The organism is Labrys sp. WJW (genome assembly GCF_001676615.1).
Lineage (GTDB): Bacteria > Pseudomonadota > Alphaproteobacteria > Rhizobiales > Labraceae > Labrys > Labrys sedimenti.
Window position 1 is genome coordinate 1 of sequence record NZ_LYXZ01000014.1, and the last position, 24,290, is coordinate 24,290.

General features: G+C 65.0%; 21 protein-coding genes. 4 read left to right on the forward strand and 17 right to left on the reverse strand.

The genetic code is table 11. The annotated features are described in order from the left end of the window. Positions 1-294 precede the first annotated feature (294 nt). The 9 genes from BA190_RS08975 to BA190_RS09015 all read right to left on the reverse strand — a co-directional run bounded on the left by BA190_RS08975 (position 295) and on the right by BA190_RS09015 (position 12,704). Positions 295-2,691 (reverse strand): aldehyde dehydrogenase family protein, encoded by a 2,397-nt coding sequence (locus BA190_RS08975; protein WP_162275077.1) that lies wholly within the window; start codon positions 2,689-2,691, stop codon positions 295-297. 10 nt (positions 2,692-2,701) lie between these two features. Continuing rightward, positions 2,702-3,778: a deoxyribose-phosphate aldolase gene (gene deoC / locus BA190_RS08980; protein ID WP_082979601.1), complete on the reverse strand. Its 1,077-nt coding sequence runs from the start codon at positions 3,776-3,778 to the stop codon at positions 2,702-2,704. Then, positions 3,771-4,769 (reverse strand): sugar-binding transcriptional regulator, encoded by a 999-nt coding sequence (locus BA190_RS08985; RefSeq protein WP_082979602.1) that lies wholly within the window; start codon positions 4,767-4,769, stop codon positions 3,771-3,773. The genes deoC and BA190_RS08985 overlap by 8 nt, the downstream gene beginning before the upstream one ends. Next, positions 4,769-6,286 carry a ribulokinase gene (locus tag BA190_RS08990; protein ID WP_068285365.1) on the reverse strand — a complete coding sequence of 506 codons (1,518 nt, stop codon included), beginning with the start codon at positions 6,284-6,286 and terminating at the stop codon, positions 4,769-4,771. The genes BA190_RS08985 and BA190_RS08990 overlap by 1 nt, the downstream gene beginning before the upstream one ends. 158 nt (positions 6,287-6,444) lie before the next feature. Beyond that, a complete protein-coding gene (locus BA190_RS08995) occupies positions 6,445-7,461 on the reverse strand; it encodes a galactitol-1-phosphate 5-dehydrogenase (protein WP_068285366.1) in 1,017 nt (338 codons plus the stop codon). Positions 7,462-7,750: 289 nt separating this feature from the next. After that, positions 7,751-8,887, reverse strand: coding sequence for a glycerol dehydrogenase (locus tag BA190_RS09000; protein WP_068285368.1), 1,137 nt, complete (start codon positions 8,885-8,887; stop codon positions 7,751-7,753). A gap of 140 nt (positions 8,888-9,027) precedes the next feature. After that, positions 9,028-10,017, reverse strand: a complete 990-nt coding sequence (locus BA190_RS09005; protein ID WP_068285370.1) for an ABC transporter permease — start codon at positions 10,015-10,017, stop codon at positions 9,028-9,030. A gap of 4 nt (positions 10,018-10,021) precedes the next feature. Then, positions 10,022-11,539 carry a sugar ABC transporter ATP-binding protein gene (locus BA190_RS09010; RefSeq protein WP_068285372.1) on the reverse strand — a complete coding sequence of 506 codons (1,518 nt, stop codon included), beginning with the start codon at positions 11,537-11,539 and terminating at the stop codon, positions 10,022-10,024. A 196-nt stretch (positions 11,540-11,735) separates the two neighbouring features. Next, complete coding sequence (locus BA190_RS09015; RefSeq protein ID WP_068285374.1) at positions 11,736-12,704, reverse strand: substrate-binding domain-containing protein; 969 nt, start codon at positions 12,702-12,704, stop codon at positions 11,736-11,738. A 272-nt stretch (positions 12,705-12,976) separates the two neighbouring features. Here BA190_RS09015 and BA190_RS09020 point away from each other — a divergent pair, with 272 nt between their 5' ends. Then, positions 12,977-13,597, forward strand: a complete 621-nt coding sequence (locus BA190_RS09020) for a glucose-6-phosphate isomerase (protein WP_068285376.1) — start codon at positions 12,977-12,979, stop codon at positions 13,595-13,597. Between the two features lie 221 nt (positions 13,598-13,818). On the opposite strand, the gene BA190_RS09025 is transcribed toward BA190_RS09020, so the two are convergent. From BA190_RS09025 to BA190_RS09060, 8 genes are all read right to left on the reverse strand, one after another. After that, positions 13,819-14,304, reverse strand: coding sequence for a MarR family winged helix-turn-helix transcriptional regulator (locus tag BA190_RS09025; RefSeq protein WP_068285379.1), 486 nt, complete (start codon positions 14,302-14,304; stop codon positions 13,819-13,821). A 125-nt stretch (positions 14,305-14,429) separates the two neighbouring features. Then, complete coding sequence (locus tag BA190_RS09030) at positions 14,430-15,011, reverse strand: NAD(P)H-dependent oxidoreductase (RefSeq protein ID WP_068285381.1); 582 nt, start codon at positions 15,009-15,011, stop codon at positions 14,430-14,432. After that, complete coding sequence (locus tag BA190_RS09035; RefSeq protein ID WP_068285382.1) at positions 15,011-15,319, reverse strand: cupin domain-containing protein; 309 nt, start codon at positions 15,317-15,319, stop codon at positions 15,011-15,013. Before BA190_RS09035 ends, BA190_RS09030 begins: the two co-directional genes overlap by 1 nt. A 2-nt stretch (positions 15,320-15,321) precedes the next feature. Next, a complete protein-coding gene (locus tag BA190_RS09040) occupies positions 15,322-16,731 on the reverse strand; it encodes an FAD-binding oxidoreductase (protein WP_068285383.1) in 1,410 nt (469 codons plus the stop codon). Positions 16,732-16,857: 126 nt separating this feature from the next. Continuing rightward, positions 16,858-18,204 carry a cytosine deaminase gene (locus tag BA190_RS09045; protein ID WP_068285384.1) on the reverse strand — a complete coding sequence of 449 codons (1,347 nt, stop codon included), beginning with the start codon at positions 18,202-18,204 and terminating at the stop codon, positions 16,858-16,860. A 2-nt stretch (positions 18,205-18,206) separates the two neighbouring features. Further along, on the reverse strand, positions 18,207-19,046 hold the full coding sequence (locus tag BA190_RS09050) for an ABC transporter permease (protein WP_068285910.1): 840 nt from the start codon (positions 19,044-19,046) through the stop codon (positions 18,207-18,209). Between the two features lie 50 nt (positions 19,047-19,096). Then, positions 19,097-19,891, reverse strand: coding sequence for an ABC transporter ATP-binding protein (locus tag BA190_RS09055; protein WP_245314646.1), 795 nt, complete (start codon positions 19,889-19,891; stop codon positions 19,097-19,099). A gap of 103 nt (positions 19,892-19,994) precedes the next feature. Then, positions 19,995-21,011 (reverse strand): ABC transporter substrate-binding protein, encoded by a 1,017-nt coding sequence (locus BA190_RS09060; RefSeq protein WP_068285388.1) that lies wholly within the window; start codon positions 21,009-21,011, stop codon positions 19,995-19,997. Positions 21,012-21,158: 147 nt separating this feature from the next. Between BA190_RS09060 and BA190_RS09065 the strand changes: the two genes are divergently transcribed. The 3 genes from BA190_RS09065 to BA190_RS09075 all read left to right on the forward strand — a co-directional run bounded on the left by BA190_RS09065 (position 21,159) and on the right by BA190_RS09075 (position 24,012). Continuing rightward, positions 21,159-21,545: a RidA family protein gene (locus BA190_RS09065; protein ID WP_068285390.1), complete on the forward strand. Its 387-nt coding sequence runs from the start codon at positions 21,159-21,161 to the stop codon at positions 21,543-21,545. Between the two features lie 230 nt (positions 21,546-21,775). Further along, positions 21,776-22,633, forward strand: a complete 858-nt coding sequence (locus BA190_RS09070; protein ID WP_068285392.1) for a LysR substrate-binding domain-containing protein — start codon at positions 21,776-21,778, stop codon at positions 22,631-22,633. A gap of 344 nt (positions 22,634-22,977) precedes the next feature. Continuing rightward, positions 22,978-24,012 carry a PotD/PotF family extracellular solute-binding protein gene (locus BA190_RS09075; RefSeq protein ID WP_371260311.1) on the forward strand — a complete coding sequence of 345 codons (1,035 nt, stop codon included), beginning with the start codon at positions 22,978-22,980 and terminating at the stop codon, positions 24,010-24,012. Positions 24,013-24,290 lie beyond the last annotated feature (278 nt).

Below are 24,290 nucleotides of genomic sequence, written 5' to 3' on the forward strand. Positions count from 1 at the left end.
AGCTACTCACAATCCTCAATGCAATCATTCGCGATCAACAACCATGGCAAACCGCTTGACATCCAAGACAGTCGCTCTCCCCGTAAGAACGGGGCGAGGGGACCTTGCCGGTACATTTTATACTGAAAACGTCTCATCTCGCTCAACCCCCGGGCGAGATGAACGGCCCGAGGATGAATCGCGACGCCTGCGCCCCCTCGCCCCGTTCTTACGGGGAGAGGATAGAGGTGAGGGGCTGCGCGACTTCGATGGGACGTGCCATTACAAGCGGGGTTGCTTGTAATGGTGCCGACCCTATTCGCCGTAGGGCACCCAGATGTTCTTCACCTGGGTGGCGTGGCGCAGATAGTCGGCGCCCTGGGCCTGCGTGTCCTTCAGCCAGTCGATGGCGCGGCCCTGGTTGGTCCAGGTCGCCTTGAGGTTGCCGGCGGAGGCCTTCTCGGCAGAAGCGGCGCCGCTCCTGGAGCCGTGATACCAGAGCGCGTCGACGTCATCGTGCTCGGCCAGGGTCTTGGCGAGTTCGTCGCGCGCGCCGGTGACGATGTTGATCACGCCACCAGGCACGTCCGACGTCTCCAGGATCTGGTAGAAGTCGGTTGCCGCCAGCGGGAAGGCCGGCGAGGGTACTACGACGACGCGGTTGCCCATGGCGATCGCCGGCAGCACCAGCGAGACGAAGCCGAGCAGCGGCGCCTCGTCCGGGCAGAGGATGCCGACCACGCCGAAGGGCTCGTTCATCGCCAGCGTCACGTTGCGCGAACGGGTGGAATGCACGCGGCCGTCATATTTGTCTGCCTGGGCGGCATAGTAGAAGATGCGCCTGACAGCCTTTTCCACTTCCGCCTTGGCCGCCTTGGCGCTGTGGCCGTAGCTCACCAGGCGCTGCTCGAATTCGGCGGCACGGGCCGACAGGTTCTCGGCGATGTAGTAGAGCACCTGGGCGCGATTATGCGCCGTGGCTGCGCCCCAGCCGCCCGCCTTGGTCGCCGCTTCGACCGCGTTGCGGATGTCCTTGCGATTGCCGAGGCCGGCCTGGCCGAGCGTGGCCCCGGCCGTGCTCTTCACCGTGTAGCTATAGCCGGAATCCGGACGGGCCTGCTTGCCGCCGACGAACAATTTGGCAGTGCGGTCGATGCTGGGCAGGCCGGTACCGGCAGGTGCTTCCGCCGGCGTCACGCCGAGCGCGGCCGCTTTGCCGTCCTCGGCAGCCGGCAGGGATTTCTCCCAGTCGGGCTTGAGATATTCGTAGAGGCCTTCGCGGCCGCCCTCGCGACCGAAGCCGCTCTCGCGATAGCCGCCGAAGCCGGCGGCGGCATCGAACAGGTTGGTGGAGTTGACCCAGACCACGCCGGCCTTCATGCGGGCGGCGGTGTCGAGGGCGCGGTTGATGTTCTCCGACCAGATCGAGGCGGCGAGGCCATAGCGGGTGTGGTTGGCGAGCTGGATCGCCTCGTCGGGCGTGCGGAAGGTCATCGCCACGGCGACAGGACCGAAGATCTCCACTTCCGAGACCGTGGAGGAGGGTTCCACATCGATGAAGATCGACGGCGGGAAGAAGCTGCCTTTGGCTGGCAGCGCGCAATCGGCCTGCCAGAGCGTGCCGCCCTCCTGTTCGCCCTTCTTGACGAGGTCCTGGATGCGCTGGAGCTGCACCGGCGCGACGATGGCGCCCATGTCGACGGACTTGTCGAGCGGATCGCCGACGCGCAGCGTCTCCATGCGGCGGCGCAGCTTGCCGAGGAAGCGCTCGGCGATGCCTTCCTGGATGAGCAGGCGCGAGCCGGCGCAGCAGACCTGGCCCTGGTTGAACCAGATGGCATCGACCACGCCTTCCACGGCGCCGTCGAGATCGGCATCCTCATAGACGATGAAAGGCGACTTGCCGCCGAGCTCGAGCGAGAGCTTCTTGCCGGAGCCCGCCGTGGCCTGGCGGATCAGGCGTCCGACCTCGGTGGAGCCGGTGAAGGCGATCTTGTCGACGTCGGGATGGGCGACGAGGGCCGCACCCGTGGCGCCGTCGCCGGTGACGATGTTGACCACGCCATCCGGCAGGCCGGCTTCGCGGCAGATCTCGGCGAAGGCGAGCGCCGTGAGTGGGGTGAACTCGGCGGGCTTGAGCACCACCGTGTTGCCGGCGGCCAGGGCCGGGGCGATCTTCCAGGCCAGCATCAGGAGCGGGAAGTTCCACGGAATGATCTGCCCGCAGACGCCGACCGGGCCATAGCCGGCGAACTCGGTCTCGACCAGCTCGGCCCAGCCGGCATGGTGGTAGAAATGCCGGGCGACCAGGGGAATGTCGATGTCGCGGCTCTCGCGGATCGGCTTGCCATTGTCCAGCGTCTCCAGCACCGAAAGGAAGCGCTCGCGCTTCTGGATGTGGCGGGCGATGGCATAGAGATAGCGGGCGCGCTCATGGCCCGGCAGCGCCGACCAGGCCGGAAAGGCCTTGCGGGCGGCCTTGACGGCGGCATCGACATCCTCGGCCGTGCCGGCGGCGACCTTGGCGAGCAGGGTGTCGCGGGCGGGATTGACGACCTCGAAGGTGTCCTTGCCCTTGGAGGCGACGAAGGATCCGCCGATGAAGTGCTTGAAGCCCTTCTCGTGGCTCGCGAGCCAGGCCGTGACGTGATTGTCGGCTTCGGGCGCAGGACCATAGTCCATGGTTTGCAGAATTTCCTTTACGGTGGGCACAGTCTTGTCCTCAAGCCAAAGCGTGGTGGGTCAGCGCCGAGTAGCGCCCGGTCACGAAGTGTTCGAGCTGGCGCTCGATGTCGGCGAGCATCGAAGAGGCTCCGATGCGGAAAAGGTTGGGCTCCAGCCAGGGGCGGCCGAGCTCTTCCTTCATCAGGGCCAGCCAGGCGAGGGCGTCCTTGGCCGTCCTCAGGCCGCCGGCCGGCTTGAAGCCGACCGCCTCGCCGGTGAACTCGCCATAGTCGCGCAAGGCGCGGAGCATGGTGAGGCTGACGGGCAGGGTGGCGTTGACGTCCTCCTTGCCGGTGGAGGTCTTGATGAAATCGGAGCCCGCCATCATGGCGACCATCGAGGCCTTGTAGACATTGCGCAGGGTCTTGAGGTCGCCGGTGGCGAGAATGGCCTTGAGATGGGCTTCGCCGCAGGCCTCGCGCATGGCGCGGATCTCGTCATAGAGACCGTTCCAGTCCTGTGTCAGCACCTGGGCGCGGTTGATGACGATGTCGATCTCGCCGGCGCCCTGGTCCACCGCATAGCGGATCTCGGCGAGGCGCTGGGGCAGCGGGGTGAGGCCGGCGGGAAAGCCGGTCGCCACCGAGGCGACAGGAATGCCCGAGCCGGCGAGCGCCTTGACGGCGGGACCGACCATGGTCGGATAGACGCAGACCGCTCCCACCGTGGGCGGGGCATCGGCGAGGCCGAGGGCTTCAACGATATCCTCGCGGATGGGGCGACGCGCCTTCATGGCGAGGCGATGGACGCGCCCGGGCGTGTCGTCGCCGGCCAGAGTGGTCAGGTCGATGCATTGCACCGCCTTCACCAGCCAGGCAGCCTGGTATTCCTTCTTCACCGTGCGGCGCCCGCCCAGGGTCGCGGCCCGGCGTTCGGTCGCGCTGAGATTGACCTCGATCGCGTCGAACCATTCGGGCTTGAGGGCGGTACCGGAATTGCGGGCATGGGCACCCTGGCCTGATACGGTGAGGGCGGAGCTGACAGGCACCACGCTGAGAGCTGGGACTGTTTGACCAGAGGAGACCTGGGCGGGCTTTTTGGAGGCAGCCGGCGTGCCTTTTTCGGTCTTATCCATGGTGGCTTTCATCCAGGAGGAAGCGTGCCGTCTCTTCGTCGGTGACGAGCACATTGACATAGCCGGCCCGAAGGCAGGCAAGGGTAACGGGCTGTTTGGACTTGCCGGCAGCGACGCCGATCGAGAATTTGCGCTCCCGGCAATAACGCAGGTCCAGGCCGATGGTTCGTGCGTCGATATCCGCATCGACGATATTGCCTTGGGCATCGATGTAACGGCTGAGAATGTCACCGACGGCGCCCTTCGCCTTGAGCGCCTGGGTTTCCGCCTCGGTGACAAAGCCCGATTGCACCAGGACGGAATCGGGGCTGATCGTGCCCATGCCGAAGCAGATCACCGGGGCCTGGCGGGCAAGCTCCAAGACGCTGGCGATGGTGGGGTCCTGCTCCAGGGCGATGCGGGTGGCGGCATGGCCGAGAATGGCGGGCACCGGCAGCAAGGTTGCCGTGCCATTGGCCGAGCGGGCGAAGAGCTCGGCGGTGTTGTTGGTGCGCACCGAGGGCGAACGAATGTTCATGGCGCCGTTGAGCAGCACCACCTCCACGCCTTCGTTCCAGAAGGGCGGCAGGCGGTGGGCCACGGCGCTCATGGTGCGGCCCCAGGACACGCCGATCAGCGGCACCTTGCCGAGACCGGCGAGCATGCGCGCGGCGGCCTGCGCCACGGCATCGAGCAGGAGGCCTTCGTCCTCCTCGCCATTGTTGGGGACGACCACCGCTTCCTTCAGGTTCCAGCGGCGCTGGAGCCTGGACTCGATGTCGGGGGAGCGCGGCGCCCGCGGCACGATCTCGATGCGCACGATGCCGGCCTCGCGTGCTTCGGTCAGCAGGCGGCTCGCCTGCCAGCGCGTGAGGTTGAGCTCCTTGGCGAGGTCGCCCATGGTCATGTCGAGCTCATAGTAGCGCTTGGCGACCTGGATCATCAGGAGTTCGCGCTGCTCGCCGGACATCGTCCTGAACTGGACGTCTTGGTCGAGATTGCCGACACTCATCAACGCGATCCCTCAAGCTGTCTTGATGCCAGCTTGCGCGAGAGTGGCGCAAGAAGCTCGGTCGCTTCAAGATAATCCTGCAGCAATTCACCATAGCGGGCATGGGCGACGAGGTCGGGCTCGACCAGCGTGACCGGCTGGGCCACCGCGTCCGCCGCGGCGAAGAGGTCGTCGAACAGGCCGGCGCCGGTGGCGGCTGAGGCGGCGGTGCCGACGAGGGTAAGATTGGTCTGGCCGAGGAGTTCGACGGGCATGCCCATGGCGTCGACCGTGGCCCGCAACCACAGCGGATTCTTGGCATAGCCGCCCGAAGAGACGATGCGGTTGCAGGGAATGCCGAGATCCTGGATGCGGCGGAACACGTTTGCCGAACCCAGTGCCACCGCTTCGACGGCGGAGCGATAGAGATCCGCGCGGGTATGGCTGAGGGCAAGGCCGAGCACGGCACCGCGCAGCAAGGGATCGCGATAGGGCGTGCGGTTGCCCATGAAATAATCGAGCGTCAGCAGGCCGGTGCCGCCGACGCGCAGGGCGCTCGCTTCCTGCACCAGGGCGGCTCGTTCCTGCTGGTCGAGGCCGAACATGTCGCGGGCATACCAGGACATCACGGAGCCGGCCGAAACCTGTCCGGCTTCCACCAGCCAGTAATCGTCGACCAGGGCGTGGGGATAGGGCCCCCAGAAGCCGGTGACCGGTGCCTCGGCCGCGAGCTGGAAAAGATGGACGATCGAGGTGCCCCCGATCAGCAGATGTTCGCCTGGCCTCAGGGTACCGGCGCCCGCGATGCCGGTATGCGCATCGATGCCGCCCTGCGCCAGAGTGGGCCGGTTGGCGAGGCCGAGATGCTCGGCAGCAGCGGCGCTGACCGGAGCGATCGGCGCCCCCACCGCCTTGATATCGTTTGGCAGTTTCGCGGCGAGGTCGGCAATGCCGAACTCGGCATAGAGCTCGTCGGGGAAGCGCCGGCTGACGGAATCGTAGTTCCACTTGCAGGTCGCATTCATGCGCGAGCCGACCCACAGGCCCGTCAGCTTAAAATTGATGTAGTCGAGGCACTCGCAGATGATGTCGGCGTCCGCATAGACGTCCGGCTCGTGGCGCGAGAGCCACATCGCCTTGGGCACCAGCCATTCGGCCGCGTCGCTGCCGCCGGCATAGGCCAATACGGGGTGCTGCGAGCGTGCGGTTCGGGCGGCTTCCTCGGCGGCCCTGCAGTCCATCCACAAGAGAGAAGGCCGGAGCGGTGTCCCGTCCCGCCTACAGGCCACCACGGTCGAGGCCGTGGTAGCGGCGCAGACCCCATCGATGAGGGGGGATCCGAGGTCGCGCATCAGCCCGCGGCTGGCCTGGCCGAGCGCCTCCCACCAGTCGGTCGGCGATTGTTCCGCCCAGCCCGGATGGGGGTGGCGGGTGGGGTACTGGACCTCCCGCTCACCGAGCATCGCACGGCTGTCGAGGTCGAACACGCCGACCCTGATGCCGCCGGTGCCGAAATCCAGGCCGAGAAGACGTGGCATGAGGTTCTCCAAGATAGAGCGCAACTCCCTTCTCCCCTTGTGGGAGAAGGTGGCGCGTAGCGCCGGATGAGGGGTGGAAGAGGATGCCTTGCAAGGTAGCGCATCACCCCTCATCCCCCTGCCGGGACCTTCTCCCGCAAGGGGAGAAGGAACTTAGTCTACGGCCTGAACATCACCTTGGAGAAGAACTCGTTCTTGCGCTTGAAGCTCTCGAACATGCCGGGCAGTTCCTCGAGCGTGAGCTCATGGGTGATCATGAATTCCCATTTGAGCTTGCCGGTGGCGAGAGCGTCGAGGGACACCGTCCACTGCTTGCCGGGGAAGGGCGCGCCGAAGGAGTTCCAGGCGCCGTGCAGGGACACTTCCTGACGCAGGAAGTGCTGGAAGGTCTGGTTCTCCAGCGCGACCTCGCCGACGGGAATGCCGATGAACACGACATGGCCGCCGGGGCCGGCCAGCTTGGCGGCGAAGTTGATCGAGGAAGGATGGCCGGCCGCCTCGACGATGAGGTCGCAATTCAACCCTGACGGCAGCGGATCGGTGATCAGCTGGGTGTGGGTCGCACCGGCCTCGCGCGCCTGTTCGAGCTTCTGCTCGGAGACGTCGACGGCGACGACTTCAGTGCAGCCCATCAGCTTCATCCACTGGATGGCGAACAGGCCGATCGGGCCGCAGCCGATGACGCCGCCGCGCTGGCCGACGGTGGGCGGGGCCTTCCAGACGGCATGGAGGGCGATCGAGGCCGGGTCGGTCATGGCGATGGCGCGGGGATCGGCGTCGGCCGGGGCCTTGAGCAGATTGCCGACCGGCACCGCAACGAATTCGGTATAGGCGCCGTCGCGACGGCTGCCGAAATAGTCATAGTTGCGGCAGCGCGAGAAATTGCCGGTCGCGCACTGATCGCAGACCCGGCAGGGAATGAGCGGGGCGACACCGACGAGCTCACCCTTCTCGAAACCGGTCACGCCAGAGCCGATCTCCGAGATGTGGCCCGAGAATTCATGCCCGCAGATGATCGGCATGCGATGGGCGCCCTTGGTCAGCATGCGCGGCAGGTCCGACCCGCATACGCCGACGGCCGCGACGCGCAGCAGTACTTCTCCGGTTGCGGCGACCGGTTTCGGAACGTCCTCGAGGCGAATGTCACCCGGCGAATACATAACGGCGGCGCGCATGGTTAAAGTCCTTGAATAGGAAATGAAGTCTGAGATTGCGATGGTGAGGTCGCTTGCTGCGGACCTGTTTGTGGCCAAGCAGAGGGGAGCGCGAGAATCCTTCCCCGGTTTCGGGGAAGGTGTCGATGCGCAGCAGCGACGGAAGGGGGCGAGTGGCACGACAGTGCGTTTTCCAGCGCCGCTTGCGCCACGCTCCCCCACCCGACCCGGCTTCGCCGGGCCACCCTCCCCGAAGTCGGGGAGGGATTGTGGCGTCTTTCTCGTTTGGGTTCGGCCACGTCGAATTGCCTCAATGCGCGCCGAAGAGCGAGGAGGTGAAGGCGTCCAGGGCGATGATGGCATCGCGGACGATCTCCACCGACAGGGGCACGGCGACCCGCCAGGTGATCGAGCCTTCCTTGAGGGCCGCCTTGGCGACGCGCTCGATGTCTGCGGCGGTGGCCTTGCCGAGACGGAGGTCGGCGAGGGTGGTGGGCAGGCCCAGCGATTTGCAGAAGCGGGCGGTTTCCTCGATCTCGGCGAGCGGGCGCCCCTCCAGCATCAGCAGGCAGAGCACGCCGAAGGCGACCTTCTCGCCGTGGAAGAAGCCGTGGCTTTCCTCCAGCGCCGTCAGGCCGTCATGGATGCCGTGGGCGGCGGAGACAGCGCAATTCTCGAAGCCCAGACCGCTGAGCAGCGTGTTGGCCTCGATGATGTTCTCGACTGCCGGCGTCAGCGCGCCCTTCTCGACCGCGAGCTTGGCCGCCAGCGCATCGCGCATCAGCACTTCATGGCAGGTCTTGGCGATGGCGATGCCGGCAAGCGGCGCGGGATAGCCGCCGGCGATGAAATTGTCCGAGCGCGATTCCAGGTTGGAGCGGGCTTCGAACCAGGTGGAGAGGGCATCGCCGATGCCGGCGACCAGGAAGCGCACCGGCGCCTTGGCGATCAGGGCGCTGTCGACCACCACCACGTCGGGGTTGCGCGACAGCATGAAGGATTCCTTGAACACGCCCTGCGGCGTGTAGGTCACCGCGATGGCGCTGGTCGGCGCATCCGTGGAGGCGATGGTCGGCACGATGGCGATGCGGGCCTTGTTGGCGATCGCGGCCAGCTTGGCCGTGTCGGCCGTCTTGCCGCCGCCGATGCCGACGACGACATCCGCCTCGGCCTCGGCGACCAGGGCGGTGACCCGGTCGATCTCCTCGCGGCAGCACTCGCCGTTGAACTTCTCCATGGTGAGGCCGAGGCCGCTGCCCTCCAGCGAGGCGAGGATCGAGGGGCCGAGCTTCTCGAAGACGAAGCCGTCGACGAGCAGGAAGGCCTTGCTGCCGAGCGGAGTGAGATGATCGGCGAGGCGGTCGATCTCGCCGGCGCGCTGGATGTATTTGAGCGGACCGCCGAAAGCCCGGCCCTGCGCGCTGTGCCATCCTTGAGTTGCAGCCATTTGGAGGGATTCCCTGTGTCGCACCGCCCGGCGGCGATGAATGATCGATATTCACATTTGTGAAATATGATCATTTATGTGAAAAACTAGACAAAAAGAGACGCGCTGTCAACGGAGTCGGCAGCGCGTCGGGTCGTGTTCTATCGCTTCAAGGTACCGGTGGCGTATTGCAGCAGCATCGCCACCACGATGATCAGGCCGGTATAGAGCTGCTGGCTGTAGCCGGGCACGCCCGCGAGGTTCATGATGTTGGCGATGATGCCCATCACCAGCGTGCCCAGCAGCGTGTTGACCACGTCGCCGCGCCCACCCATCAGGCTGGCGCCGCCGATCACCACCGCCGCGATGACGTTGAGCTCCATGCCGACGCCGACCTGGGCCGAGCCGATGGTCGTGCGGCTGGCCGAGATCACGCCGGCGAGCCCGGCCAGCGCCCCGGAGATCACATAGACGGAAAGGATGTAGCGCGGCACCGCGATGCCGGAGAGCCGCACGGCCTCCTCGTTGGAGCCGATGGCGGTGATGATGCGGCCGAAGCGCGTGAAGGACAGCACGATGCCGCCGACGATGAACACCGCGAACATCAGGATGACGGGCTGGGGGATGCCGAGCCAGTAGCCGGCACCGAAGTCCGCGAGGGCCTGGCCGCCGTCGCCGATCGAGATCGGCCGCCCTTCCGAGATCATGAAGGAGAGCGACCGGGCGATCGCCATCATGGCCAGTGACATCACGAAGGAGGGCAGGCGCATATAGGCGACGAAGAAGCCGACGGCGAGGCCGCAGGCGGCGCCGCACAGGATCACCAAGGCGATGCTGACGCCGACGCCATAGCCGAGCTTGGCGATGAAATAGGCGGTCAGCACGCAGCCCAGCGCCAGCACCGAGCCGACGGAGAGGTCGATGCCGCGGGTGAGGATGACGAAGAGCATGCCCACCGACATGATGCCGGCCCCGGAGGCAACCTGCCGCAGCACGTTCAGGATATTGTTCTTGGTCAGGAAGCTGTCCGTCCACAGGGAGGCGACGATGACCAGGACCAGGAAGATGCCGAGGGTCGCGAAACGCTGCACCAGGGCGCCGAGATCATAGCCGCGCTTGCCGTCGCCGCGGTTCTCGCTGAGAGCTGTCATTGTCCTATACCGTTCCAGCTTGAATTGTTTTGCCGGGCTGCCCGCCCTCGCTCATGGCCAGGGAAAGCAGGTTTTCCTCGCTGTAGTCGCCGGGCCTGAGTTCGCCGCGGATCTCGCCCTCGCGCATCACCAATACCCGGTCGCACAGGCCGAAGAGTTCCTGATGCTCGGAGGAGATGACCAGGACGGCCTTGCCGGCTTCCGCCAGGCGATTGACCAGCGTGTAGATCTCGGTCTTGGCGCCGACGTCGACGCCGCGGGTCGGTTCGTCGAGGATGATGAGATCACCATCGGCATGGAACCACTTGGCCAGCACCACCTTCTGCTGGTTGCCGCCGGACAGGCTCGAGACGGGCGCCTCGACGCTGGCGGCCTTGAGGCGCAGGCTCTGGCCGAGTTCGCTGACGGTGCGCCGCTCCAGGCCCCGGCGCAGGAAGCCGAGCGCGGTGGTGACCGACGACATCCGGGCCATGGTGGCGTTCACCCTTATGGGCTTGTCCAGGATGACGCCCTGATGCTTGCGGTCCTCGGGGACCAGCCCGACGCCGGCCGCGACGGCATCACGCGGCGAGCGGAAATGCACCGGCTTGCCCTTGAGCTTGATGGCGCCGCTGTCGGGCTTGTCGGCGCCGAAGATCAGGCGGGCGACCTCGGTGCGGCCGGAGCCGACCAAGCCGCCAAGGCCGACGATCTCGCCGGCGCGCACGGCCAGGCTGACATTGCGGACCTTGCGGCCGGCATGGAGGGCGGAGACGCTGATCACTTCCTCGCCGATCTTGCGCTCCCTCCTCTCCGGAAAGAGGGCGGAGAGCGGCCGGCCGACCATCATGCGAATGATGTCGTCGATGCTCACATCCTTGGCGGCGACGGTACCGACGAGCTGGCCGTCCTTCATCACCGTCATGCGGTCGGAGATGCGCATCACCTCCTCGAGGCGGTGGGAAATATAGACGACGCCGACGCCATGGGCCCTGAGGTCGGCGATGACCTTGTGCAGGCGCGCGGCGTCCCGGTCCGAAAGCACGGCGGTCGGCTCGTCGAAAATGATGATCTTGACCTCGCGCGACAGGGCCTTGGCGATCTCGACCACCTGCTGGTGGGCGACGGCGAGATTGCCGACGCGCTCACCCGGATCGATGTCGAAGCCCAGCCGCTTGATCAGTTCGCCGGCGCGCTTCTTCAGCCCCGGGCCGGCGAAAACCCCGGGCAGTTCGCCCAGGAAGATGTTCTCCGCTACGGACAGATCGGGTGCCAGCGCCAGTTCCTGATGGATCACGGCGATGCCGAGGGCCTTGGCCATGCGCGGATCGCGGAAATCGACGTGGCGGCCGGCGATCTTCACCTCGCCGCTGCTGGGTTGGAGCTCGCCGCCCAGCACGCGCATCAGCGTCGACTTGCCGGCCCCGTTCTCGCCGAGCAAAGCATGGACCTCGCCGCTCTGGACGTCGAAGTCGACGCCCTTGAGGGCGTGCACGCCGCCGAAGGATTTGGTGATGGCGGTGAGCCTGGCGAGTTCGGACATGGTGTCCTCGCTGGTTTGGAGTCGTCGAGTAGGAAAAACGGCGCGCCTGTTCTTCTCCCCTTACGGGAGAAGGTGCCCCGAAGGGGCGGATGAGGGGAGACACGCGACTTTGCCGAGTCTGTGCTTCACCCCTCATCCCCCTGCCGGGACCTTCTCCCGCAAGGGGAGAAGGCGAATCTCGTGTCGAGGTCGGTGCTTAGAACACCGCGTCCTTCTTGTAGTACTTGTCGACGTTCTCCTGGGTGATCACCGCCGGGGTGGTGAGCTCGAGCTTGGGCGTGTCGGCGCCGAGTTCGCCCTTGAGGGCCTTCAGGCCGATATCGACGGCGGTACGGGCGACCAGATCGGGATCGTTGAGGCCGGTCGCGCCATATTTGCCTTCCTTGATGAGGGCGAGCGCTTCCTTCTGGCCGTCGGCGGCAGCGAGCACCAGCACGTCGTTCTTGCCGGCGGCCTGCAGCGCCTTCATGCCGCCCAGAGCCATCGAGTCGTTCTCGGCCAGCAGCACGGTGACGTCGGGATGAGCCTGCAGCAGGTCCTCGGCGGCCTTCAGGCCATCTTCGGTTGCCCAGTTGCCCCAGCCCTGGCCGAGCACTTCGAAACTGGCCTTGCCGTCATTGACGAGCTGGCCCTCGACCAGGCCGCGGAAGACGCCGAGGCGGCGGTCACGACCGACTTCGTTGCCCTGCGAGCCCGAGAGCAGGATGATCTTCACAGGCTTGCCCTGCATCTTCTTGGCGAGCCACTGGCCGACCAGGAAGCCGTTCTGGTCGTTGGAGGAGCGTACCTGGGTGACGATGTTGGCCTTGGTGTTGATGGAGGAATCCATCACCACCACCTTCACGCCGGCCGCGCTCGCGGCATTGGCGGCGCCGACGAGGCCTTCCGGATCACGCGGGTTGAGAATCAGGAGGTTGACGCCCTTGGCGACCATGTCCTCGACGTCGGAAATCTGCTTGCCCATGTCGTTCTGGCCGTCGGAGGTGGTGACCTCGCAACCCGCCTTCTTGCCCTGATCGATGGCGGCGGCCTGCTGGGCGGCGAAATAGGGGGCGCTCAGCGTGTACATCGCCACGCCGATCTTGCAGTCGGCGGCGCTCGCCATGCCCATCGTGCCGGCCAGCAATGCTGCGGCCAGGCTGCTGCCCAAAAGGGTCTTCTTCATCGGCTCTCTCCTCCACGTCGTCTGTCAGGGCATTTTTCCTGGCCCTGTTCTGTAGCATAAGTACATTTTTTGAAAGGGGTCAAGCGAGCCAAATTTTAAAAAATTGAAACAAAATCACATACGTGAAATATTGCAACGCAATATTGCCGAAATTAGCTTGAAACTAGTTAAATTAATGTGCCTGGGGTTGTCGAGGCGCTGATAAAAATGTAGTGATGCTACAAAATAGCGAGCTTACTGGATTGCCGCGGTCAAAAGAAAGGTTGGTTGATATGCCCATGCGCGAGCCGGGTCTGTGCGTCGTCGATGTCGAGAAGGGGGAGTTGCGGGGGGCGACCAACCGCTACACCAAGACGATGGGCGACCTTGCCGGCCTCTATGAGGACGAGGCTGCCTACCAGGCCGTCCTGGCCGAACTCGGCGACAAGGTCGTCTATGAGGTGACGGACTACAAACCCTCGGCGGATGCCGGTGACATGATCATCGGGGTCACCCGCATGATTCCCGGCAAGGTGGGGCGCGAATATTTCCTCACGCGCGGCCATATCCACGCCAATCCGAATCGTCCGGAAATGTATTACGGCGAGAGCGGGCACGGCATCATGCTGCTGGAATCGCCGGCTGGGGAGATCCGCAGCGTCGAGATCGGGCCGCGCAGCCTGTGCTACGTGCCGCCCTATTGGATCCACCGCTCCGTCAATGTCGGCACCACCGATCTCGTCATGACCTTCGCCTATCCCGCCGACTCCGGGCAGGACTACGACATCATCGCCAAGGCCGGCGGCATGCGCAGCCGCATCGTCGATGACGGCAAGGGCGGTTGGGTGGCTGTCGACAATGCCGGTTACCAATTCCGAGGCAAGGAGTTGGTCGAGGCCATCATGGCGCGGTGAGGGAGGTTCCAAACCTTCTCCCCTTGCGGGAGAAGGTGCCCCGAAGGGGCGGATGAGGGGTTTCTCGACCTAACTGATTTCGGTGTCATGGCCACCACTGCGGAGACGAGCCGGATGGGTCACGAGACCCCTCATCCGGCGCTTCGCGCCACCTCTAGTCAACTCAAGAGAGTTGACGACACCCGTAAGGGGAGAAGGCTTGTCGCGCCACAAACTTCCCCTCAAGCCTCGTCGGCGTCGCCCTCGTCGTCATCATCGGCGTCGATTTCGCCGCCGAGGGCGTGCTTGAAGCCCTTCTCGACCCGCTTGAGCAGCTTGCGCAGGCGCTTGCGGTCCTTGTTGTCGAGATGGCTGGTGGCTTCCGCCTCGATGTCGAGCGCCAAAGCGGCGATGGCGGCGGCCTTTTCCTTGCCGTCCGCGCTCAGGCCCACGCGCACGACACGCCCGTCGCCATCGGTCGCCTTGCGCTCGATCAGGCCGGCGGCCGACAGGCGCGCGATGGTCTTGGAGGCCGTCGGCGGCCGGACGCGCAGGATGTCCGCCAATTCGCTCATCGAGAGGGCTTCCCGCCCGGCAAGGGCTTCGAGCACCTGTTCCTGGCCCGGAAACAGGCCGAGCCCTTCGAGGAGCTTGGCAGTGCGGGCCCGGTGCAGACGGGCCACGTGGATCAACTGATAACCAAGTGTCTTGGAGGCCGGATGTCGCATGGCAATGATCCGCCGGCTGATGATTTGCTGTAGCCGGCTTCAGATACAGTTTCTGATAGAAAATGTCGAGGATTTCGTAGGCTTTTGCTGGAAATCCGGTAAAAATTTCCTATCCGGCGCAGCTTCTAGATCCCGGCGAGCGTCCGCTCCACCTTGGCCAGGAAGGCGGCGCGCGAACTGTCGGTCGACAGGTTCATCGAATAATGGGCGAGGTAGCGAAAGCGTGCGAAGGGCTTCACCACCGCCCGCAGCATGCGCGTGACCACCCGGCGCGGCGGGTCGCTCATCAGCAGGGCCTTCAGATGCGAGCCGCCATAGGTGGTGACGGCCACCACCTTGGTGATGTTGTGCAAATTGCCCTGGACCTTGCCGTCGACCAGGGTGAAGGACACGCCGGGCAGGAAGACCCGGTCGAAAAACCCCTTGAGGATGGCCGGAAAGCCGTAGTTCCAGATCGGCGTGACGATCACCAGCGCGTCGGCCCGCTGCAGGCGCTCGACGTAGGGTGCCACGCCGTCCTGGTTTCTTGCGGTGTCGTGATAGGCACGCCGTTCGGCGGCCGTGAGCACCGGCTGGAAATCCTCGGCATAGAGGTCGCAATCATCGACCTCATGGCCGGCCTTGCGCAGGGTCTCCACGGCGCAGGCATGCAGCGCTGCGCCGAAGGATTCCTCGCAAGGGTGCGAGAACAGGACGAGGACCCGCATCAGCCCTTCATCTCGACCTCGACGAAGGCCATGTGGGACTGGCCTCCGTTGAAGACATTGTGCTCGACGCCGGCCGGGCGCGAATAGGAGGTGCCGGCGGCGAGCGGCACCAGCTTCTCGCCCTGGGTGTCGACGATGCGCAGCGTGCCATCTACCAGAGGCACCACGGCATAGGGATATTCATGCCGGTGCCAGCCCGTCTCCTGGCCGGGCTGGAAGTCGTAGCGGGTGATGCGCACCCGCTCGTCGTCGACCTGGAGCGTTCCAGTTGCCAGATTGGTGTTGTCGCTGTTGTGTGCTCCACACATTGTCAGATCTCCACTTGCATGCCGCGGAAAAGATAGGTGCGGCTCGATGAATAGTCATAGTCGGGGTCGTCCCAGGCGATCATCTTGCCGGGATTGAGCAGGCCCTTGGGATCAGCCTCGCGCTTGAAGGCGAGCTGTAGCGCGTCGGTCTGCTTCATGCCGCCTTCCTCCAGGGTGTAGCGGTGCGGATTGAACACCGGCGCGCCCATGTCCTCGTGGATGCGGATGATCTCGTCGAGGCGCTCTTCGGTGGTGAACTTGACGAGCGGCAGGCCGAAACAGGTGATCTTGCCGTCGAAGCGCACGAATTCGAGATGGGCCACCACTTCGTCGCCGAAGACGGCATGGATCTTCTCCACCAGCGTCAGCTGGTTGGGGAAGGGATAGAGCGTCTGCAGATAGGTGACGGTGGGGTCGATCTTGAGGGCGCGCAGCGTGGTGTGGTTCCAGCCGAGCTCGTAGATATCGGGCAGGCCCTTGCGGTCGGCCTCGCTCATATCAGACGTCGAGAACAGCAGTTCAGCGCCCATGCGCCGACGGGTGATGGTGAGGAAGGCATCGTAGTTCTGCGGGGCGATCATGGCACAGACGATGTGCTTGTCCCGCGGGATCCAGCGCCGGTGCCGGTTGAAATAGTCGTGCGCCGCTGGCGCGGCGACCACGGCGAGCTGTTTCTTGAGGATGCCGTCGGCCTCGCCCGTCTCATTGGCGAAGGCGGCTGCCTCGGCGAGCGTGTCGAAACCGACGATGACGTCGATCCATTTGAAGGCGGATGTCAGCGGCATTTCGACTTCGGTGATGATGCCATTGGTGCCATAGGCATGGCTGACCTTGTGCAGATCCTCGCCCGTGAGGTCGAGGATGCGCGGGTTTGCCTCCATCGTCACCACCTTGAGGCGGGTAACGTTGCCCCAGTCGCGCAGGCCGCCCCAGGTGATCGAGCCGACGCCGCCCGAGCCGCCGGCGACGAAGCCGCCAATGGTAGCCGTCTTGGCGGTGGAAGGGTGCAGGCGTAGTTCCTGGCCGGAATGGGCCTGCGTCTTCTTGTCGATCTCGGCCATCACCGCGCCGGCTTCGGCGACCAGCACGCCTGGTTCGATCGAGATGATCTTGTCCATGAAGGACAGGTCGAGCACGGCTCCGCGCGAAAGCGGCATGGCCTGGCCGTAATTGCCTGTGCCGGTGCCGCGGGGCGTGACGGGAATGTCGAGCTCGTAGCAGGCCGCGAGCGCCGCGACGACATCGTCCGTGGATTTGGCGAAGATGATGCAATCGCCGGTGATGTGGTCGAGCTCGCGCTTGAGCACCGGCGAATACCAGAAGAAATCACGGCTCTTCTGCCGCACCAGGGTCGGGTGATCCTCGATACGGATGTCGGGCAGGCGGGCCTTGAGGGCGGCGATATCGGTCATGGGCGGATCTCGGAGTGCCGATCTCCAGATCGGCATTCTTGGAAATGAAACGTTCCGTCGAAGAAAGATGCCGATCTGGAGATCGGCACACCATGTCTGGTGCGTCGAATGTCGTTGATTGAGCGCCTACGGGCCGCTGGCCTGCGGTCCCCTGACCAAATCCTTGGTGTGGTCCAATAGAAGCGCATCCAGCTCTTCATAATCGGGCAAAGTGGTGTCGATGGCCTGGCCATTGCGCACCACGATGCGATCGGCCTGCGGCCGGGACAGCAATTCCGTCCAGGTCCTGGCCTTGAACAGCACGAAATCGGCCGGCCCCCCGACCCGCAGCCGGCCGGCATCGATGCCCATCACCGAAGCGGGCGTCGCCGTGATCGCCTTGGGCCAGTCGCCGAAGGGATGATCGAGATGGGCCACGCGCGTCGCCTCGCGGAAAACCTCGAGGGCGTCGAGATCGCCATAGGCATAGAAGGGGTCGCGGGTGTTGTCGGAGGAGACTGCGACATCAACGCCGGCGGCCTTCAATTCGTGGAGCAGCGTCACTCCGCGCGAGCGCGGGGTGCGGCCGGGAACGCGGTCCTGCAGATAGAGGTTGCACATCGGCAGCGAGACCACGGCGATGCCCGCTTCGGCCACCTTGTCGATGGTGGCCTTGATCTCGTCCTCCCCCTGCCGGGCGAGGGAACAGCAATGGCCGACCGTGACCTGGCCGGCGAAGCGATGGCGCAGGGCCGCCTCGGCGACATGGTGCAGCGAGCGCGCCGTGGGATCCTGGGTCTCGTCAACATGGAAATCGAGGTCGAAGCCATTGTCGGCGGCGAGGCGGAACAGCGTGTCCAGGCCCTGGTCGAGCTCGGGCACCATATAGGTGACGCCGCCCAGGATGCCATCATGCGTGCGCAGGGCGGCAGAGATCTCGGACATATGGGCGCGATCGGCCACATGCTCGATGGAGAACAGCGCCACCGCCTGCAGTTCGATGCTGCCGGCCCATCTCTCGCGCATCTCACTGAAAACAGGCCAGGAAATGCCGATCTGCTTGCCGATCGAATCGAGATGGGTGCGAATCGCGGATGTGCCATGCGCATAGGCGCAGCGCAGCGAGAAATCCATGCGGGCGGCGACGTCGGCTGCCGACCAATGGGCTTCGCGATCCAGTGTGACGTTGTCGAGCGCGCCGAAGAAGGTGCCGTCGGGATTGCGGCGGCGCGGCCAGATATGGCCCTTGTCGAGATGGGTGTGCAGTTCCACGAAGCTCGGAAAGACCATGCCGGTCGAGAGCGCGTCGGAGGGGCCTGTCACGGCCTCGATCGCCTCGATGCGTCCGTCGGCGACGGTGAGGCATATGCGCGCCAGGCCGTCCTGGTCGATGCCGGCAAGCCGCTGCGGCACCAGGCAGGCCGGCACGCTGGCCTCGACCGCCCAGCGGCCGGTGGGCGGGATCTTTGCAGCAGTCTGGGCGGATCTGGACACGATCAGTTTTCCCGCTTCAGTGCGCTCTCATGCCATTTGTACAGCATGAGATGCGACAGATAGGACAGGGCGAGGAAGATGGCGATGCCGCTCAGCGACAGCAGCACCAGCGCGGCATAGGCTCGCGGATAGGCAAAATAGCGTGGCGCGAGATAGATGATATAGCCAAGCCCGCCGCGGGCGCCGCCCGCGCCGGTGGCAAGCTCCGACACCACGGCGCCGATCAACGACAGGCCGCCGGCAATGCGTACGCCGCCAAGGAAATAGGGCAGGGCGCCGCGCAGTCGCAGCAACCAGAGCTTCTGCCAGGACGAAGCGCGGTAGAGCTCGAAGAGGTTGAGCAGATTGTGGTCGGTCGAGCGCAGGCCGATCAGCGTGTTGGCGAGCACCGGGAAGAAGGCGACGAGCCACACGCAGATCAGGAGCACGGTGGCCTGCGAGAAGATCACCAGCAAGAGCGGCGCCAGGGCCAGGACCGGCGTGACCTGCAGGATGATGGCGTAGGGGTAGAGCGTATATTCGACGAGCCGCGACAGCGAGAACAGGACGGCAAGGCACACCCCGCCCACCACGGCGAGCACGAAGCCCTTCAACGTCACTTCCAGGGTGAAAAGCCAGGCCGGCCCCAGGGTCTCCCATTCGCGAAAGAAGGCGGCCCAGATCTCGCTCGGGGCCGGCACCACCTTCATCGGCGTGAGGCCGGCGGCCACGCAATATTCCCAAATCCCCAGCACCACCACCAGAAAGGCCAGAGGCAGCAGCCATTTCAACAGGGCGGGCGGGCCCCGGCGGGACGTCGCGGAAGGAGAGGCGGCACCGCCTGCCGAACTGATCGCGCTCATCCTGTTCCTGCCCTCCTGATCCGAATTGCTGTGATCCAAATTCTTGGCGATCAATGTCCGTCGACCGTCTCGGCGGCCTTGCCGATGGCCGAGGTCAGCGCGGCGGAGGCCTGGCGGCAATAGTCGACATAGACAGGCGTGGTCCGGAAGGCCGCGCCGCGCGGGCGTTCGGCATCGATGGTGAGTTCGGCGAAGGCCCGTCCCGGCCGGGCCGCCATCACCACGATGCGATCGGAAATATAGACGCTTTCGAACACCGAATGGGTGACGAACACCACCGTCCAGCCGAGTTCGCCCTGCAGGCGCATCAGGTCGTCGTTGAGCTTCTGGCGGGTGATCTCGTCGAGCGCCGCGAAGGGCTCGTCCATGAGGAGGAGCCGAGGACGGGTCACCATGGCACGGGCGATGGAGACGCGCATGCGCATGCCGCCGGAAAGTTCGCGCGGATAGGCATCGGCGAAGGCGGTGAGGCCGACGCTGTCGAGGGCCTGCATCACCGTATCGCGGACGGCCTTGCGCGATACGCCCTTGAGCCGCGAAGGCAGCCAGACATTGTCGAACACGCTGGCCCATGGCATCAGCGTCGGTTCCTGGAAGACGAAGCCGACGTCGCGGGAGTGGTCCGCTCCGCCATCCGCCCAGACTACGCTGCCGCTCGAGGCCTCGCCCAGCCCGGCGATGATGCGCAGCGCCGTCGACTTGCCGCACCCCGACGGCCCCAGCAGCGAGAGGATCTCACCCTGGCGGATGTCGAGGTCGAGATGCTGGAGCGCGGTGGTGCCCGAGGAGAAGGTCTTGCCCACGTCGCGCAACGAGACGACGGTCGGGCGGGCCGTTCGATTCAAGACAGGTCTCCGGTACATTGAGCTAGCCTGCCGCCTTGGCGAGACAGTCTTTCACCGCCAGCGTGACGCCTTAACTCAGCCACTGACGCTCGATCGGGCATCGTCACTTCTTGATCAGGTCGGAGCCGACATTCTTGTTCACGAACTTCAGCGTGTAGGCCTTCTTGTAGTCGAAATCGGGCTTGTAGAGGCCGACGGCGACCATCTTGTCGAAGAAGGACTTCATATGCTCGTCGGTCATGGCGCCGATGCCGCTTTTCTCGGCGTCACCCGACATGACGATGCCATAGGCCTTGATCTGCTTGACGGCGAAGGCGAGGTTCTCGTCGGTCATGTCGGGATTGTCCTTCTGGATCGCCGCATTGCCGAGCTTGTTGTCGCCGTAGAGATAGGTGGCCCAGCCGATCGCCGAGGCATCGACGAATTTCTGCACCACGTCAGGCTTGGCATCGATGATGTCCTGGCGGGTGACGATCAGGGTCGAATAGGTGTTCCAGCCCTGGTCCGCGATCAGGAAGACATTGGGCTTGAAGCCGCCGCCCTTTTCGACCTGGAGAGGCTCGGACGCGACATAGCCCTGCTGCACCGAACCCTTGTCCGCGATGAAGGGGCCGGGATTGAAGTCGTAGGGCTTGACGGCTTCGTCGGTGAAACCGAAGGCCGCCTTCATCCAGGCATAGCCGGTGGCCTGGAAATCGGGACCGATGAAGATGGTCTTGGCCTTCTTCAAGTCTGCCCAGCTGTCGAGGCCGACGCCGGGGTGCGTCATCAGGATCTGCGGGTCCTTCTGGAAGGTCGCAGCCACCGCGACGAGGGGCACGCCTTCCTTGGCGGCCGAGAAGACCTCGACCAGATTGCCGCCCATGTAAAAATCGTTCTTGCCCGCGACCAAAGCGGTGGCGTTGTTGGCGGTCGGGCCACCCTGCACGATCTCGACGTCGAGGCCGAACTTCTTGTAGGTGCCATCCGCCACGGCCTGATAGTAGCCGCCATGCTCGCCCTGGGCCAGCCAGTTGGTGCCGAAACGCACCTTCACCAATTCCTCGGCACAGGCGGCGTTCAGGCCGGCAAAAACCACGGCCGTCGCTGCAAGCACGGCGGTCTTGAGCATGCTGTTCATTCCTGTCGCCTCTGTTCGGTTTCGTCTTGGGAGTTACTGGTATCGGATTGCCGCAACGCCGAGGCATAATTGTTAGCGCCAATTCACGCTTGCACAAGTCGTGATCACGATTAATTTTGCGCCGGCCAGTTTTTCGCAGGATCCGCCATGCTTCGCGCCATCACGCCGCCCTCCCTGCGGGCCCCCTTCGCCCGCTACAGCCATGCCATGGAGGTGCCTGCGGGTGCCCGAATGGTTTTTTGTTCCGGCCAGCTCGGCATCGGCCCGGACGAAGCCGTCCCCGAGGGTGCCGAGGCGCAGGCCCGGCTGATTTTCGAGGCCATCGAGACCATCCTGGCGGAGGCCGGCATGGCGCTGGCCGATATCGTGAGGATCAATGCCTATGTCACCGGCCGCGAGCACATGGCCGGCTACATGAAGGCTCGTGACGCCGTGGTCGCCGATCCGCCGCCGGCCTCCACCCTGATGATCGTCTCGGGCTTCACGCGGGAGGAATTCAAGGTCGAGGTGGAGGTGGTGGCGGCAAAGGCGTGAACACCGAGGGAGAGGGGACTTGTTGCCGGGCGGTATAGGCCTTGTGATTTTCGATCGGTATGGAACAATGCCCACAGGCGTCCTGGGCCTTGAAAGGGCCGGCCGGCACAGGCGGGGACGCCAGACCAGGGGATCGAGAGCATGGACCATCCTATCCGGCGCCTGGCGGCGAACGTGCCACCGTCCCATCCGCTGTCCATCCGGCTTGCCGGCGCATCACCGCACCCCGCATGCTGAACCTCGATCCCTACCTGCTTCGCGCCTTTCTCTCCGTCGCCGAAGTGGGGACGGTGAACGGTGCGGCGCTGTCGCTGCATCGCACGCAGGCCGCGGTCAGCATGCAGATCCGCAAGCTCGAGGCCCTGGTCGGTTCGGACCTGTTCGAGCGCAGCCCCAAGGGGCTGACGCTGACCGCCGACGGATTGCTTCTGGTGCCCTATGCCCGCGAGATCCTCACCCTGACCGACGAGGTGGGCAAGCGCCTGAACGGCCGGCAGATCGAGGGACGCATCCGCCTCGGCGTGGTCGAGGATTTCGCTGCCACCCGGCTGATCGACATTCTTCGCGATTTCCGCGACAAGAATGCCCGCGTCGACATCGACATCCTGGTCGAATCCAATGCGCGCCTCGCCGCCATGCTGGAGAACGACGAGCTCGACATTGCGGTCTGCGATACCAGCCGCTGCAGCCGCAAGCCGGTGCATGTGTGGAACGAATATCTGCATTGGGTCGGGCGTAGCGACATCGAGTTCACGCCCGACATGCCGCTGCCCGTGATCATGTTCGTGGAAAGCTGCCCCTGGCGGGGGCCGGCCATGGCGACGCTGGCCATGCGCAACCGCAACTGGCGCATCGTCTGCGAGGCCTCGACCTTGGTGGCGATGGCGACGGCGGTGCGCGTCGGCATCGGCATCGGTCCGATGATAGCCGCGACGATTCCCGAGGGCTGCCGTGCCCTCGACAAATCAATCGACATGCCGGGCTCGGCCCGGGTCGATATCGGCCTTTATGTGCGCAGCGGCGCCCGCGAGGAATCGCGCTTCCTGGCCGATTTCGTGCTTCGCCAGGTCGAGCTCGGCCACGCCTGAGAACAGAGGCGACGGGGATCGACCGACCCGGGCGGATAGGCTGTCATCCCCGGCGGGGCCGCAGGCCTGGGGAGGGGGGCTAAGGGGCCAACGGGTTGAAACTTCTGGCTCCTGGATCCCTTTCCCCTCGCGACGCCCGGCCGGGGGTGACAGGTCGAGTGCCCAGGGCATTCAGCAACGCTTATACCCTCACGCCAATTATCCGGCTACCGCAGCCGGCCTTTTTCGGGCCCCCTGACGGCGCCTGAACCTGTCCATAACAGTCGATCCACGACGAGGGCATGGTGATCGCTACCGAGGGGAACATCATGGTTGAACTGTCGCGCAGGAACCTGCTCGCTCTCATGGGCTCGCTGAGCCTGCCCGCCCTGCTGGGGCAGGCGGCACCGGCCCGGGCCGCCGGCACCAGGCTCACCGCCGTCGAATGGGGCGGCGACGTCGTCAAGGCGATGAAGGAAATCGCCGCCCAGCAAAGCGCAGCCGATATCGATTGGGTGCTGCACCAGGGCGGCGCCGCCGCCATCCTGCCCAAGATCAAGGCTATCTGGCCGCGCACCGATTTCGACTATGTCGCCGGCTGGGAAGGCTCCTTCAATTCGATGATCAAGGAAGACTGGCTGGAAACCATCAATCCGGCCGACATTCCCAATCTCGCCGACATCCCCGCCAAGATGATCATCAAGAACGACAAGGGAGGCATCATGGCGGTGCCGCGCGCCGTCGGCGGCATGTATTTCGGCTATCGCACCGACACCGTGCCGATGCCGGTCACCAAGATCGATGACCTGTTCGACCCCAAGCTCAAGGGTGCCATCTGCTGGCCGGGCCCGACCCAGAGCATGATGCTGCAGATCGTGGCGCTGGCCCTGCATGGCGGCGGCGACGAGAAGAACATGGAACCGGGCTGGAAGCTGATGGCGGACCTGGCCAAGTCCGGCAATATCGGCCGCATCGCCGTGACCGACGTCGACTTCACCAATTCCTTCACCGCGGGCGAGACTTCCGTCGGCTTCTTCGCCGAGCCGAGCTGGGCGGCGGTGGCCAAGAACTTCCCGGTGACCCGCCTGACCAAGCAGAAGGGCATGGCGACCTTCCTCTATCAGAGCGGTTTTGCCGTGTTGAAGAACCGGCCCAACCTCAAGGCGACGCTGGACTTCATCAATTTTGCCATCAGCCCGGCGATGAACACGCTCTACGCCAAGGTTGCCGGAGAAGCGCCGCTCAACGCCAAGGCCGAGAAGCCCGAGAACCTCAAGCACCTGATCTTCACGTCGGCCGAGATGGACGAATTCGTCCATGTGCCCGACTACAATGTCGTGCTCTCCAACCAGGACGCCTGGGCCAAGCGCTGGGAATCCGACATCGCGCCCTTGCTGTGAGGCAAATGCGGGCAAAAGCGCTCCTGCTTTCAAGCTAGAGCGCGGCAATCCTTCCCCGACTTCGGGGAAGGTGTCGATGCGTAGCAGCGACGGAAGGGTGAGTGTGGCGGGAGCTAGCGGCAAGAAGGCATCGTAGCGCCGCTCTACCCCACCCGACCCGGCTTCGCCGACCCATCCTCCCCGAAAGGGGGGGGAGGGATCTCGCACTCCACTGGGGTCAGTTGAGAAATGTGAGTGTTCTTCCGGCCCAATTGTCCGTCTCCTCGCCTGTCCTGTCT